General features: G+C 63.1%; 14 protein-coding genes. 9 read left to right on the top strand and 5 right to left on the bottom strand.

Annotated elements, in window-relative coordinates; translation table 11 throughout:
* The first annotated feature begins 108 nt into the window (after window positions 1-108).
* Entirely contained in the window at window positions 109-1,110 is a 1,002-nt protein-coding gene (locus tag AUR66_RS06865) for a phosphate uptake regulator PhoU (RefSeq protein WP_058571731.1), read from the top strand.
* Window positions 1,111-1,265: 155 nt separating this feature from the next.
* Here AUR66_RS06865 and AUR66_RS06860 read toward each other — a convergent pair whose 3' ends face one another.
* Complete coding sequence (locus AUR66_RS06860) at window positions 1,266-1,643, bottom strand: 30S ribosomal protein S8e (RefSeq protein WP_058571730.1); 378 nt, start codon at window positions 1,641-1,643, stop codon at window positions 1,266-1,268.
* A gap of 129 nt (window positions 1,644-1,772) precedes the next feature.
* Between AUR66_RS06860 and AUR66_RS06855 the strand changes: the two genes are divergently transcribed.
* Window positions 1,773-2,219, top strand: coding sequence for a DUF2240 family protein (locus tag AUR66_RS06855; protein ID WP_058571729.1), 447 nt, complete (start codon window positions 1,773-1,775; stop codon window positions 2,217-2,219).
* 60 nt (window positions 2,220-2,279) lie between these two features.
* Window positions 2,280-2,717 carry a hypothetical protein gene (locus AUR66_RS06850; RefSeq protein ID WP_058571728.1) on the top strand — a complete coding sequence of 146 codons (438 nt, stop codon included), beginning with the start codon at window positions 2,280-2,282 and terminating at the stop codon, window positions 2,715-2,717.
* On the opposite strand, the gene AUR66_RS06845 is transcribed toward AUR66_RS06850, so the two are convergent.
* Window positions 2,718-3,377, bottom strand: a complete 660-nt coding sequence (locus AUR66_RS06845) for an HAD family hydrolase (protein ID WP_058571727.1) — start codon at window positions 3,375-3,377, stop codon at window positions 2,718-2,720. It lies immediately after the preceding gene.
* Between the two features lie 109 nt (window positions 3,378-3,486).
* Here AUR66_RS06845 and AUR66_RS06840 point away from each other — a divergent pair, with 109 nt between their 5' ends.
* Complete coding sequence (locus AUR66_RS06840) at window positions 3,487-4,761, top strand: DNA double-strand break repair nuclease NurA (protein WP_058571726.1); 1,275 nt, start codon at window positions 3,487-3,489, stop codon at window positions 4,759-4,761.
* Between the two features lies 1 nt (window position 4,762).
* On the opposite strand, the gene AUR66_RS06835 is transcribed toward AUR66_RS06840, so the two are convergent.
* Window positions 4,763-5,119, bottom strand: coding sequence for a DUF7113 family protein (locus AUR66_RS06835; protein WP_058571725.1), 357 nt, complete (start codon window positions 5,117-5,119; stop codon window positions 4,763-4,765).
* Between the two features lie 152 nt (window positions 5,120-5,271).
* Here AUR66_RS06835 and AUR66_RS06830 point away from each other — a divergent pair, with 152 nt between their 5' ends.
* The 4 genes from AUR66_RS06830 to AUR66_RS06815 all read left to right on the top strand — a co-directional run bounded on the left by AUR66_RS06830 (window position 5,272) and on the right by AUR66_RS06815 (window position 9,487).
* Window positions 5,272-7,155, top strand: coding sequence for an ATP-binding protein (locus tag AUR66_RS06830; RefSeq protein WP_058571724.1), 1,884 nt, complete (start codon window positions 5,272-5,274; stop codon window positions 7,153-7,155).
* Between the two features lie 87 nt (window positions 7,156-7,242).
* Window positions 7,243-7,677, top strand: coding sequence for a universal stress protein (locus AUR66_RS06825; RefSeq protein WP_058571723.1), 435 nt, complete (start codon window positions 7,243-7,245; stop codon window positions 7,675-7,677).
* Window positions 7,678-7,807: 130 nt separating this feature from the next.
* Entirely contained in the window at window positions 7,808-8,479 is a 672-nt protein-coding gene (locus AUR66_RS06820) for a nitroreductase family protein (RefSeq protein WP_058571722.1), read from the top strand.
* Window positions 8,480-8,635: 156 nt separating this feature from the next.
* Window positions 8,636-9,487, top strand: a complete 852-nt coding sequence (locus AUR66_RS06815) for a hypothetical protein (protein WP_058571721.1) — start codon at window positions 8,636-8,638, stop codon at window positions 9,485-9,487.
* Between the two features lie 815 nt (window positions 9,488-10,302).
* On the opposite strand, the gene AUR66_RS06805 is transcribed toward AUR66_RS06815, so the two are convergent.
* Window positions 10,303-11,406, bottom strand: a complete 1,104-nt coding sequence (locus AUR66_RS06805; RefSeq protein ID WP_058571762.1) for a KaiC domain-containing protein — start codon at window positions 11,404-11,406, stop codon at window positions 10,303-10,305.
* Window positions 11,407-11,550: 144 nt separating this feature from the next.
* On the opposite strand from AUR66_RS06805, the gene AUR66_RS06800 reads away from it, so the two are divergent.
* Window positions 11,551-12,372, top strand: a complete 822-nt coding sequence (locus AUR66_RS06800; RefSeq protein ID WP_058571719.1) for an NAD(+)/NADH kinase — start codon at window positions 11,551-11,553, stop codon at window positions 12,370-12,372.
* Here the strand turns inward: AUR66_RS06800 and AUR66_RS06795 are convergent.
* The gene (locus AUR66_RS06795; RefSeq protein WP_058571718.1) at window positions 12,369-13,094 is read right to left on the bottom strand and encodes an SDR family oxidoreductase; all 726 of its coding nucleotides are present in this window, start codon (window positions 13,092-13,094) and stop codon (window positions 12,369-12,371) included. The genes AUR66_RS06800 and AUR66_RS06795 overlap by 4 nt on opposite strands.
* Window positions 13,095-13,228 lie beyond the last annotated feature (134 nt).

Below are 13,228 nucleotides of genomic sequence, written 5' to 3'. Positions count from 1 at the left end.
CGGGGATTTGTCGGTCTATTTCGGCCGATCCCTCACTCTCATGGTAATCACCTCAAACAGTATATAGGTATAGACAGTTTTATTGTGTGATGAGGTCCAGAGACGCCCATGGTCGAAACCCGAAAGGTGCAGGTGACGGGCGGTTCCACCTACACTGTCTCTATTCCCAAAGACTGGGCGACCGAGAACGGCGTCTCCGCCGGGAGCGAAGTCGAGTTCTATCCCGAGGGCGACTCACTGTTCTTGACGCCACGGTCCGAAGAGGAACGAACCGAAGGGACGCTCGACATCTCGAACCTCGAAGGCGACGAACTCACGCGTGCGGTCATGACGATGTACGTCAGCGGGTTCGACATCATCGCGCTGGAGAGTGGACGAATCACGACCGACCAGCGCCGGACCATCCGTGAGGCGACCCAGAGCCTCGTCGGCCTGGAAGTCCTCGAAGAGACTCGTGACCGCGTCGTCATCCGTGACCTCCTCGACTCGTCGGAACTCTCCATCCACAACGCAGTCACGCGCATGCGACTCATCGCCCTCTCGATGCTCGAAGACGCCATCGCCGCCATCGCGGAGATGGACGAGGACCTCGCCCACGACGTCATCCAACGCGACGACGACGTGGACCGCCTCTGGATGGTCGTCTCCCGTATCTTCCGTGCGACGCTCCGCACCCCGAAGGCCGCCGAGGAACTCGGCCTCCCCCGTGAGGTCTGTTTCGACTACCAGTCCGCGGCGCGCCAACTCGAACGCATCGGCGACCACGCGACGAAGATTGCACACCTCTCGTTGAACTTCGAACAACCGGTGAGCGAGGAGATTATCGCGGCCATCGAGGAACTGTTCGAAGAGTCCAAGAAAGTCGTCAACGGCGGTATGGACGCACTCTTCGCCGAAGACAGCAACGAGGCGACTCGGCTCGCAAACGAGTCCCGCGAGTCGGTTCAAGAAATCGACGAACGCGCCCGCAAAATCGACGAACTGCTCCGTGACCTCGACCCGGCCCGTGCCCAACTGCTCGGCCTCATCGTCGACTCTGTCTCCCGGAGCGCCGACTACGGTGGCAACATCGCCGAGACGGCACTTCAGAAGGCCGCACCGACGCCCTGAACAGGCGCCACAGCTCCCCACGGCACCTCGGTTTGGTGTCCGTTCTTTTCACTGCGTTATCCGTTCGTCCTCCCCACAGACACCATGTGTAGACATGGCTGTGGCTCTGCCAGAAAAAACGGGGCCGCGTCGAATCTCGACGCGGTGAAAGAGGATTACGCTTCGTCGACGAGAACTGCGTTGACCTGACCGTCCTGTCCGGGGCGGGACGTGACGCGGGCGCGACCGGCGCTCGTGTCGATGATGGAGCCCTTCGTGATGATGTTCCGGCGAGCGTAGTTGACGTTCGACGGGTTGTCGACGACGCCTTCGATGTCTGCTTCCGTGACCTCGGCACCGTCGGCGACTTGCGCGACGTTGGTCGAGAGCATGCGGAGCTTCTCGTTGTTACCGCGGGAGTCGATGACCTGGAATCGGGGTTCGCCGACCGTCGTCGCGGCGGGTTCTCGACCCAGCTGGTAGCGCTTCTTGTTCGAAGACGGCTTGAGCCGTCCACCGGTCCGCTTCCGCTTGGAGCGTCCTTGGTCCTTCATACGGGGTAAAAACCTCGGTGACTACTTGAATCGCTCGAATCAACTCTCGTCAGGTGGTGCCACAGCACGCGCTGAGACCGCCGCGAGCAACACAAACCGTTTAGTTCGCCCGCGCCCGCCGTCGAACCGATGAGTCTCGACGTCACCGTCGCCGTCCCCTTCCGTCAGCACGGGTCGACTCGACTGGGCGAAGGCGAGTTCGTCGTCGCCCTGTCCCTCGACCGCGACTGGTTCTCACCCGACCAGGCCAAGCGCCTCATCGACCTCGCCGCAGGCCGTGGCCTCGTCGAACGCGACGACGGCGACGTGGTCGCAGCATTCGACCCCGCCGATATCCAGATTCCCGAAGAGTTCGAACCCGACGCCTCCGTCCTCCGCGAGCAGTCGGCTTTCGAGCAGATTCTCGACGCCTGCGTCGCCGCCGGCATCGAAAAGCAGGCGGCCGTCGCCGGCATCAACGAACGCCAGTCGAACCTCGGCGTGACCGCAGAGGCCGCCGCCGTCCTCTTCGCCCGCGAGAACGACGTGGACGTGGACGAAGCGGCGTCGAAGGCGAAGCGCGGACTGTCCCAATAGCCGCGCGTTACACTGCTCTCGAAGCGACACCCCGAAACCACTCGCCGCCGAACGAGGCGTATGGTCGTCGACAGACTCGCCGACGGGACACGCATCGCGCAACTACTCGCCTCCGAACTGACTGGCCACGAAGAGACGTTCGCGATGCTCTCGGTGGTGGATGCCGACCCCGACGTGGAACCGACAGACGACGGTGCCTTCGCGTACGGGGTTGCAGCGAACGACACGCGCGTCGCCGACGTGTACGTCCAACCCGACCGGGCACGCATCGAATTCATGACGCACCCCGACGTGACCGCCGAGGCGGCCGGTGAACAGGGCCTTCGGGTTCGACCCAAGGCCGTCCGCCCGCCGCGAACGCTCGTGTTCGTCGAAGACGGCGCGCAGGTCAAGTGGACGCTTCCTGCCTTCCGCGCGCTGGTCGCAGCGCTCGAAGGGAACGGTGACGGCGACGAGACGGGAGAAGACAGCGATACCGACCACGCCGAACCGGCGTGATTACAGGTCTGCGAGGAGTTCTGGGAGTCTGGTCGGCAGTGCGTCACGCGGGATGTGTGCGATAGCCCGCGGGTCCGGGTCGTCACAGTCTTCACCGACGACTTGCACCGGAAGCATCCCGGCGTCGTGTGCGCCGGCGATGTCGTGGTGGACGCTATCGCCGACGTAGACGGTCTCTTCGGGTGAGGTATCGAGGCCGTCGAGGAGTGCTTCGAAGGACCGAACGTCCGGTTTCCCCGCGGGAAGTGCCCCGGTCACGAGCGCCGTATCGAAGTGGTCGCGCCACCCGAGTTTGTCGATTTTGTCCTCCTGTGCGACGACTGGGCCGTTGGTCAAGAGACCCACCCGGTAGGTCGTCCGAAGGCCGGTGAGCATCGCTTCGACGCCGCCGACAGGGACGACTGCATCCGTGATGCGCTCACGGTACGCCGTCGCGACGTGTTCCGGGTCGACGGGAGAGTCGTGTTCGGCGAGCAAGTCCTCGAAAATCGGCGCGCGCGTCTCGCGCGTGAGGTTCTCTTGGTGTGCCCGGAGATACGCCTCTCGAGAGAGTGGCGGTGCACCCGCCGCTGCCGCGGCCTCAGAGAGGATTGTCTCGCGGTCCCTCGTGGGGACAGCGAGTGTGTAGTCGAGGTCGAACCCGACCGCGCTGACTGACATCGTCACCGAAAGCTTGGAAACGAAGTGATATGAGCGTGCCGGGACCGAGCTATCGTCCCACAGGTCAGAAGACGGGCGGATTTTTCACCGTCGGCGACGACGCCGAGGTATGACTCTCGACCCCGTCCACGTGGACGACATCGCCTCCATGGCGAGTTCCATCGCCGACTCGGTCGACGACACCGACTACGAGGACCTCGCACGGACGGTCTGGGAATCGTGGTTAGACCCACTCGTGCCGGTCGATGGTGAGAATCCAATCGTCGAACCGGTCGGCGAGCAACGCCTCCACGCGGCGGCCATCGACGACGTCGCACTCGTCGACGCACCGTTTCCGACGGTCCACGGCCTCGACTCGGGGACTATCAACCCGACGACGTTCAAGAACGGCCTCGTCCTCGACGTTGCCCACGCCGCGATGGCGGCCGAACCGTCCGACCTCGACCTCCACCGCTCGCGGTCTATCGTCATGACCGTCCACACCCGCGACTCGTTGTCCGTCTTCGATACCGACGGGTGGCACAAGTCCGACGAGGGGTACGCCCGCAGGCGCATTCTCCGCGCACCCCGCGTCAACCGCTACGCCGAGGGCGTCGTCCACGCGCTCTCGTTGTACCTCGCAGAGAGCGCCCACGCACTCGAACACGCCGACGAGGTGTCCGACCTCCTCGTCCTCGACGGCCCACTCTATCCGAAGCAACTCTTGAACTGGCGGGACCGCGACGCGGAACTCAAGGACCTCGCCCGCGACGCGAAACCGAGAGCTATCGTCGAGAACTACGTCCGCCTCGTCGAGCGATTCGTCGAACGCGACGTTCCCATCACTGGGTTCGTCAAGAACCCCGGTGCGAAACACATCGTCCGTACGGTGCAGAGACACTTCCGCGAGAACGGGTCGGGCGACGTGCCGTGGGTCGACGACGCCTCGTTCTTCGTCAGACTCCTCGAACGACGTGAGGGGCCAGACCGAGACGACAGGCGGACCGAGGCGCTGACGTTTACGAACTGGTTCGTCTCTCGCGGCGGGTCGGACCGCCAGATGAGCGCCGACGGGGACGCGTTCGGCGTCGAACGACACCTCGACCCGAAAGACTACACGGTCACGTTCTTCGTGCTGTACGACCCGCGAACCGACGTCTGTTACCGCGTCGAAGCACCCTACGCGTTCACCAAGGACGAAGCCATGCGCGAGAAACTGATGCGCCACGTCGTCCGCGACGTCGCGGCGACGCGTGGACCGCCACTCGCAGTCGAGAAAGCCGACGAACTGGCGCGGGTGAGCGTCGGCGAGAAGGCCGCCCTCAGACGAAAACTCTCGGAGAAACTCGGGTCGGACCAGATGAAAAGCTACGACAACATCCGCTGGGTGGACGAAGACGAGTAAGTCACGTCGTCTCCTCCGGTCGCCCTTCTTCGTCGGGTCTGATGACCTCGATTCGAACGGCGTCGCTGTCGACGCCGACGCGTGCGAACTGGGTGCGAATGTGTTCTTTTGCGGCCACGAGCGCTTGTTCGCGGGTATCGAACCCGCGTGGGAGTGGCGTGTCGAACGCGACCCGAATGGTCTGGCCGTCGATGACCGTCTCACTCCCACCGCTTTCGACTTGGTAGAACTCGTCGCAGACCCAGACGTAGGGCGCATCTTCGTTGGGTGCACCGCGGTAGGTCGGCGCTTCCTCACCTCGTTCGAAGATGGTTCCGGTGAGCGCTGTCCCACCACCGTGACCGCGGACGAGAAGCATAGGCGTTCTAGGTGGGCGACACAGAAAAGTCGTCCGCGGGAACGTGACACAATCACGAGAGTGCACGTCGATACCGGGGGTCGAACGCGCGACGCGACCGGGCCGCCTCGGCGACGTGAGGATTTTTACACACCGCCTGCAAGCGTTGGAACATGACCGACCTGGGGGACTTCAACGACTACGTCGGCGACGACACCGACGGGACGGACCGAGACGAACGCGAGGGCCGACGCCCCTCGGGTGACGACGACACCGAGACCCACCAGACGGACAGCGAGTCCGCGTCGTCCACTGCCGAGGCAGGCGCGGACGCTGGCAGTGACCTCCAGTTCGAAGAGTACGACGCCGACCCCGTCGGCACCGAACGCGGTGTCGGCGCAATCGCCGTCTCACAGGGTCTTCGCGTCTCCGAAGACCACGAACGGACGACGCTCCGTGCGTTCGTCACGGCTGGAAACCGCGAGCACGTCCGTCTCGGAAAGTACCTCATCGTCCCCTACCCCGACGACGAACTGCTGTTCTGCCGCATCGTCGGCCTCGAATACGCCCAGGAGTTCCAGGCCGACGACGCAACCGAGATTCACGCGCGGCGCGCGATGCGCCGCCCATCCGACGAGTTCGAAGAGCGCGACTACAAGTTCATGGCCGAACTCGAACCCATCGCCGTCCTCTTTTCGGACCGCGGTGACCTCAAGCGCCGGATGGTCGACCGCGTCCCCAAACCCGGTGCGACGGTCGGTGAAGCAGACGACGCGACGCAAATCAAGACGGGCCTGAAGATTCCCGAGGAGGGTGTCTTCCTCGGCCACCTCTCCGTCGGTGGCGAGAAGGTCCGGACGGCAGCACAACCGCCGACCATCGACTACCGACTGAAAGACGACTACACCGACGGCGACCCACTCGTCTTCCGGCACACACTCGTCGCCGGTGGCACGGGGTCCGGGAAGACTCACGGGTCGAAGAACATGCTTCGGCAGTACCTCTCGGCGGAGCGCACCTACGAGATGGACGATGGACGCGACGTCCAGACCGCAGTCGTCCAGTTCGACCCGCAGGACGAGTACGCCCAGATGCACGACGACAACCCGGACATGGACGACGAAACTGCCCGACGTTACGAGCGCGAAGGTATCGTCCACGGCGGGCACGACGACACGCTCGCACTCGTCCCGAAGATGGCCGGGTCGTCGTATCCCGGGTCGAACCACAGGGCGGAGCAGTTGGAGTTCACCATCCCCTTCTCGATGGCCCGTGACCTCCCGTGGTTGGTCGCCGGCAGTAGCCTCAACGACAACCAGTACCCGGCACTGCTCGAACTCCTCAATCGCTTCTTCCGCAACTACGGCGACAGCGGAACCTACCGCGAGTTCCTGACGTTCCTCGACGACCCCGCGCTCAAAGAGGAACTCGACGAATCGGGTCGCGTCCACGAGGCCACCTTCGACGCGGTGAAACGCCGGGTTCGCGGCGTCCCGAACGGCGTGTTCGACCAGGATGCGCGACCCATCACGGACCTCGACCACGAACTCGTCCGCCCCGGCGGGTTGACGGTCATTCCGACGTACCACCTCTCGTCGAGTCGCGCGAAGGAACTGTTCGTCCTCGCCGTCTCCGCACTCCTCATCGACGACAAACTCTCGAACGACCCGACCAGCGAACGAATCAAGGAGACGCCGCTGGTCCTCGGGATGGACGAGGCGCACAACTTCTTGACCAACGCCGACACCGTGCAGGCGCGGAAGGTCATCGAGAAGTTCACCGAGGCGGCCAAACAGGGCCGCAAAGAGCGACTCGGGTTGTTCCTCATCACGCAGGACCCACAGGACATCGCCGACTCCGTGTTCAAGCAAATCAACACCAAAGTCGTCCTCAACCTCGGCGACGAAGACGCCATCAAGAGCGTCAACATCCCGCCGAACCTCGAAGACAAAGTGCCGTACATGGAGAAAGGCCAGATGGTCGTCTACTCGCCCGATAACTCCGAACCGGTCGAACTGAAGGGACTGTCGACCTGTGTGACGAGGCACGGAGACTGACGATAGAACGACGCCGCGTCCCCGTGGCAGCGATTCAGTACCCGTTTCGCCGGGCGGTTTTTGTCCTCCTACCGAGTAGGCGAAGATATGGCCGAACACGTCCTCGTTCCCGTCGATGGGTCGCCGCAGTCGGTCGCTGCGCTTCGGTTCGCCGTCTCGGAGTGGCCGGACGCCCGATTCACGCTCTTGAAAGTCATCAACCCCGCAGACGCCGACTATCGAGAGCGAGCACTCAGCGGGTCCGAGGAGTGGTACCAAGACGAGAAGCGCGAGGCGCGCGAGACGTTCGCCGAGGTAAAAGCAGAAGTCGGCCTCGTCGACGACGACCGGATGGTCGCCGACCTCATCGACGTTGGGAATCCTGCGAAGACCATCGTGGACGTGTTGAGTAGCGACGATGCGGACTACGACCACGTCGTGATGGGGAGTCACGGACGGACTGGCGTCTCGCGAATCGTCCTCGGGAGCGTCGCCGAAGAAGTCGTCCGTCGCGCGCCGGTTCCAGTGACGATTGTCCGGTGAAGCTCTCCGGCCCAAGTGACACGAGTGTCACCAGGTGAAATCAGTGGAATGAGGGCTGCGAGCACACTGGAATCGGCGGTTTCGCCCGCATTGCAACGCGCTATTATCGTGTCGTCCTTGGAGGGTACCGATGGACTTCACAGAGGTCGTAACGTCCCGCCGTTCGGTCCACGAATACGCTGACGAACCACTCGACGACGAGACGCTCGAAACAATCTTCGAGAACGCGATTCAGGCGCCGTCGAGCTACAACCTTCAGCCGTGGGAATTCGTCGTCCTCAGGGAAGACGAGACCAAGGAGGCCCTGCGCGAGGCTGCCTACGACCAAGAACACGTCACTGGTGCCGCCGCGTCGGTTATCGTCCTCGGTAACAAGGACCCCGAGGCACACGCCGAAACCGTCGCCGACGACATGCTCGAAAAGGGCTACCTCCCGAACGAAGAGGTTCGCGACAGTATCCTCGAAAACGTCGCCGGCATGGCCGACCTGCCGGAACAAGAACGCCGCGTCTGGACCGTCCGCTCCACGTCGCTGGTCGCGATGGCACTCATGCACGCCGCGTGGGACGAAGGCGTCGCCACCTGCCCAATCGGTGGATTCGACCCCGACGCCGTCCTCGACGCGTTCGACATCGACGGCGAGCAGTACGAACCGGTGATGCTCATGACGATGGGTATCCCCGCCGAAGATGCCGGCGAACTGCAAGCCGAGGCCAAGTACCGTCGCCCAGTCGACGAAGTCGTCCACTACGAAGAGTTCGCGCCGGAGCGCGAGGCACCTGCCGTCCCTGCTGACGACTGAGCAGGGGGACACCACCCTCGGACACGTTCCCACCCTCTTTTCCAGCCGGATTTCACCGTCAGCGGACCGCTCCGCTGCGCCGACGTTCTCACGCTCCGGGGACCGCCGAACTGGGTTATCCTGTTCTTCGACGTATCTCTCACTGGTGGTTCACCGATGACGACATCTATTCGACGCTGGCAGGTCCTCACGACGAGCGCTATCGTCGTGCTTTCGACTGTCTCGGCCCTCCTCGGACTCTTCAGACCGGGGCACTACAACGACGCACCCGCACTGCTCCCGACGTACTTCGCACAGGACCTGATGATGCTCGCAGTTGGCGCCCCCGTGTTGGTACTCGGACTCTGGTTCACGATGCGTGGGTCGCTCCGGGGACGAATCGTGTGGCTTGGGTCGCTCGCGTACACGACGTACATGTGGGCGTCGATTGGCCTGCAAGTGACGTTCAACGAGTTCTTCCTCGGGTACGTCGCCCTCTTTTCACTCTCGTTGTTCACGTTCGTGGGCGGCGTCGTGACCACCGACGCGACGGAGATTCACGACAAGCTATCGGGACACATCTCAGAGCGCGTCTACGGTGTGTTCTTGCTCGTGATTGCGCTCGGACTCGCGTTCTTGTGGCTCTCCGAAATCATCCCCGCGACGCTCTCTGGGACGCCGCCACTCCTCGTCGAGGAGGTCGGCCCACAGGCGACGATATCGCACTTCCTCGACCTCTCTGTCGTCGTTCCGGCACTCGTCGTCAGCGGAATCTGGCTCTGGCAGGGCCGACAGTGGGGCTACACCCTCGCTGGTGTCAGTCTCGTGTTCGGTGCGGTTCTCGCGCCGACGCTGACGCTCGCGACGTTCCTCCTCTTCACCGAAGGCGAGGTTACTGTGTCGGTGCTCGTCGCCGTGTTCACGATTCTCCCCGCCGCTATCGCCGCGACGCTCGCCATCAAGTTCGTCTTCGCGATTCCGCGGGAGAGGCGCTCCCGGGTGGCCGAGGAAGTAGGGGAGGCGGCCTGACTGCGTTGGTGGGCGTCGATAGCATCGAGTGGCGCTGTCGAGATACTGGAAAGGTGAGAGAGATTGTGTGCTGAATAGAGCGGGTGAGTTCAGCACGCGGTTGCTGTTCGTTTCACGTGCTTACTTGCTCGATAGCCCGGCGACGTTGAACGAGATACGCACTTACAGTCAGCACATTCACGAGCGGGATGAACGAAATGACGTACAAAATATTTGGCGTCCAGTCTGTGTGTTCTGCGAGGAATTTACGGTCGTGGTAGATGACCACTGGTGAATAAAAGGAAACAGCAACGTTTGCGATGATTAACCACTCTTGGAGAGTTATGATGTATCCAGATAGACCGACGCTATAATCGAACACGACGAAATTGTTCAGCACGAAAAGGACTTGATGAAGAAGCAACAGTAAGGGTACCAAGAAGAGTATCTTCCACCATCCTCGGTTCGAAAAATGTTGTTGGATACTCACTTGGCTCATTAGTGTCAATCTGGCTTAAATCGCATTAAAACCTCGCAGTGTGACTGGATTTTCTACTCCGTTCGCTCCTACAACACAGGGATTCGTTGTTGGCGATGCACGCTGTATGTGGCGATAGAGCAAGGCAAGTTCTATGACCGACTCAGGCGCTGTATTCAGCACGACCTCGACGGATTGTCGTCGACAGAGTATTTCAACAGAATTCGCCGCGTCTACCGACCACCGACGAGTGTACTGTACCGAACCTCGCTTCGCTCGGTTCGGCCTTTTTTGGTCCAGATTTTTTGGCAGGGTTTGAGGCGACGAAGTCGCCGAAGACCCTGTGAAAAAAGGTGGATTAGAAGATATTCGCCTGCCGGTAGACGCTGATACCGTCGTCGGTGAGTTCGTACGGTTTCGTCTCCCGAGAGTGGTTGGCGTCGCGAATCTTCTGAATCTCGATTGCGAGTCGCGTCTCGCGGAAGTCGTCCGGGCGAACGTACTGGAGGACGAACACCGCGTCAGAGAGGTACTCGACGATGCCGTGCCGAGAGACGTAGGGATTCGTCTGGTCCGCCTCGGACGTGAGCATCGTCGTCACGCCGGCGTCTTTCAACGAGCGAGTGAAGTCGAACACCTCACTGCGGCGCTTCGAGGGGTGGTCGTACATCATCTCCAGAAGGGACACCGAGTCGAGGACGAGGCGGTCCGCACCGAAGTCCTCGACGAGACGCGGCAAGTCGTTTCGGATGCTGGAGAGACTGTTCGCCATCTCGACGGGGTCCAAGTCGACGATGGCGAGTTTTCCGTCGGCCTCGTAGCCACTGAAGTCCCACCCCTTCTCGTCGGCGGTGTCGAGGATACGTCGGCGACTCTCTTCGAGGGTGATGTAGACGCCGCTGCCGCCGTCTCGAAGCGTCTTGTAGAGGAACTGGAGGCCGAACGTCGTCTTCCCCGTCCCGGCGCTGCCGATGGTCACCATGAGCGACCGCTTCGGGACACCACCGAGAATCATCTCGTCGAGGCCGTCGACGCCGATGTCGATACGGTCGATGTCCGACTCGAACTCCTCGTCGTCGAACTGCGGCGACTGTCGCTGCGAGCCAGAACTACTCCAGAAGTCGTCATCTACTCCGCCACCCGAGGGGCCGCCGAATTCGCCATCGGTGCCGTCGATATCCGGCATCGGGGCGTTCTCGAACGCCTCGGCGAAGTTCGTCGCGAACGGCTCGTCACTCACGTCGGCAGCGAAGTCGTCCTCCGGTGAGTCGTCGGACGACCTACTCGCGGACGCGGTGCCCGTGTCGGTGCCGGCTTCGCGGTGCTCGGTATCACCGTCGTCAGCAGACTCACCTCCCTGTTCGGTTGGTTCGCCCGGTGTCTCGGTCTCCGCATCGGTTGGCTCGGCCTCCGCGTCGTCCTCCTCGCGGAGCGCCCGCTCGAACCAGTCGTCGTCGCTCACGGAGACCACCGTTGGTTCGGAAGGTCGACGCCCGTGCCTGCCATCACTTCAACGTCGGCAGGGGCCCCCATGAACGTTTCCCGTGGCTGCGTCACCTGGTGACGTGACGGTGGGCTTTTGGCCGGTGACGTAGAACCGCGGGTTATGAAGGTCGGCATCGTCGCGCAGAAGGGCAATAGTCGGGCCGCGTACCTCGCCGCAGACATGTGCGAGGCACTCGCGGCCGTCGATGTCGAAGCAGTCGTCGACGACGCGACGGCCGAGGAGTTGGACGTCACCGGGATTCCTGTCGAGGCGTTCGACGCGTGTGACCTCGTGGTGAGCATCGGCGGCGACGGAACGTTTCTCTACGCCGCGAGAGGGGCGAACGGCGTCCCCATCCTCGGCGTGAATCTCGGTGAAGTCGGCTTCCTGAACGCCGTCTCACCCGACGACGCCATCGACGAGGTGTTGAGCGCCGTCTCCGCGTTCCGCGAGGGCACGCCGTCGGTCCGCGAGGTGCCCCGCATCGTCGCCCGTGGCGACGACTGGGAGATGGACCCCTCGATGAACGAAGTCGTCGTCCACGGCCCCCGGCGAGGCCACGGCGGTGGTGCAGGATTGGAGGTTCGCGTCGACGGGTCACTCTACTCTGGCGGCCACGCAGACGGCGTCCTCGTCACGACGCCAGCGGGGAGTACGGCCTACAACCTCAGCGAAGGCGGGCCACTCGTCCACCCCGGGGTCGACGGACTCGTCGTCACCGAGATGGCCGCGCGCGAGGGGATGCCCTCGCTCGTCGTCCCACTGGATGCGACGGTGACCGTGACGGTCACAGAGGCCGACTCGGCCGTCGTCGTCGGCGATGGACGGACGCGCAGAACTGTCTCGACACCGACCGAGATTCGCATCGAACAGTCTGACTCGCCGGTTCGACTCGCTGGCCCGACCTCCGACTTCTTCGAAGCCTTGGGGAAACTCGACTAATCGGCGGGTTCGACCCGCGGAACTGGTTGCCACTGGATATCGACGACGTTGTTCGGTCGGCCGCGAAGTCCCGGCCGTGAGACGATTTCGAACGTCCGATTCTCCGTCGTCTCCGTGAACAGCGAACTCGTGAGGACGTTTGCCACGTCCGCTCGCGGGATACTGCCACAGACGGAGTCTCCACCCTCGCCGACGAGAACCTCGCCGGTCGCCGGTGCGTCGGTCAGTGCACCCGGTCGAACGATGGTGTGGTCGAGTGGCGCGTCTCGAAGTCGCTCTTCGCTTCGTGCCTTCGCCGAGAGGACGCCGGCGGCAGTGAGAATCGCGCGGAGCGACAGCGGGAGGCCGTCTTTCGAGTCGCCGACGCCGATAGACGACGTGAGGACGAACCGTTGGACGCCAGCGGCAGTCGCGGCGTCGACGAGGTTCTCGATACCAGTGCCATCGACGAGGTCACCGCGAATCGTCTCGAGGCCGAAGGCGACACCGACAGCCGAGACGACGGCGTCGACGTCGAGGACCGCCTCTCGGGCGTCGTCTCTGTCGAGGAGGTCACCGACGACGACTTCGTCCGCACCCTGTGCCCGGAGTGTCGCTTCCGCGTCGGAGTCGCGGGTGAGCGCCCTGACGACGAACGGCGTCTCCGCCAGTGTGTCGAGGACGAATCGGCCGGTCCGACCCGTCGCTCCGGCGACGAGGACGCGGCCGCGCTTCCGTGTCATACCTGCGCATAGCGGCCAACCTCAATAACCTTCGTGAAGGCGTCAAAAGTCAGGTCAGACGAACCACACGTCAGCGGGTTCGGCGGTCGAAAAGGAGGGTCGTTCGCGTCGAGTGGTGACCGATTACTGGCCCC

This window comes from Haloferax profundi, assembly GCF_001469865.1.
Lineage (GTDB): Archaea > Halobacteriota > Halobacteria > Halobacteriales > Haloferacaceae > Haloferax > Haloferax profundi.
The sequence above is the reverse complement of the archived record's forward strand: the minus strand, read 5'-3'. Positions and strand labels throughout refer to the sequence as shown.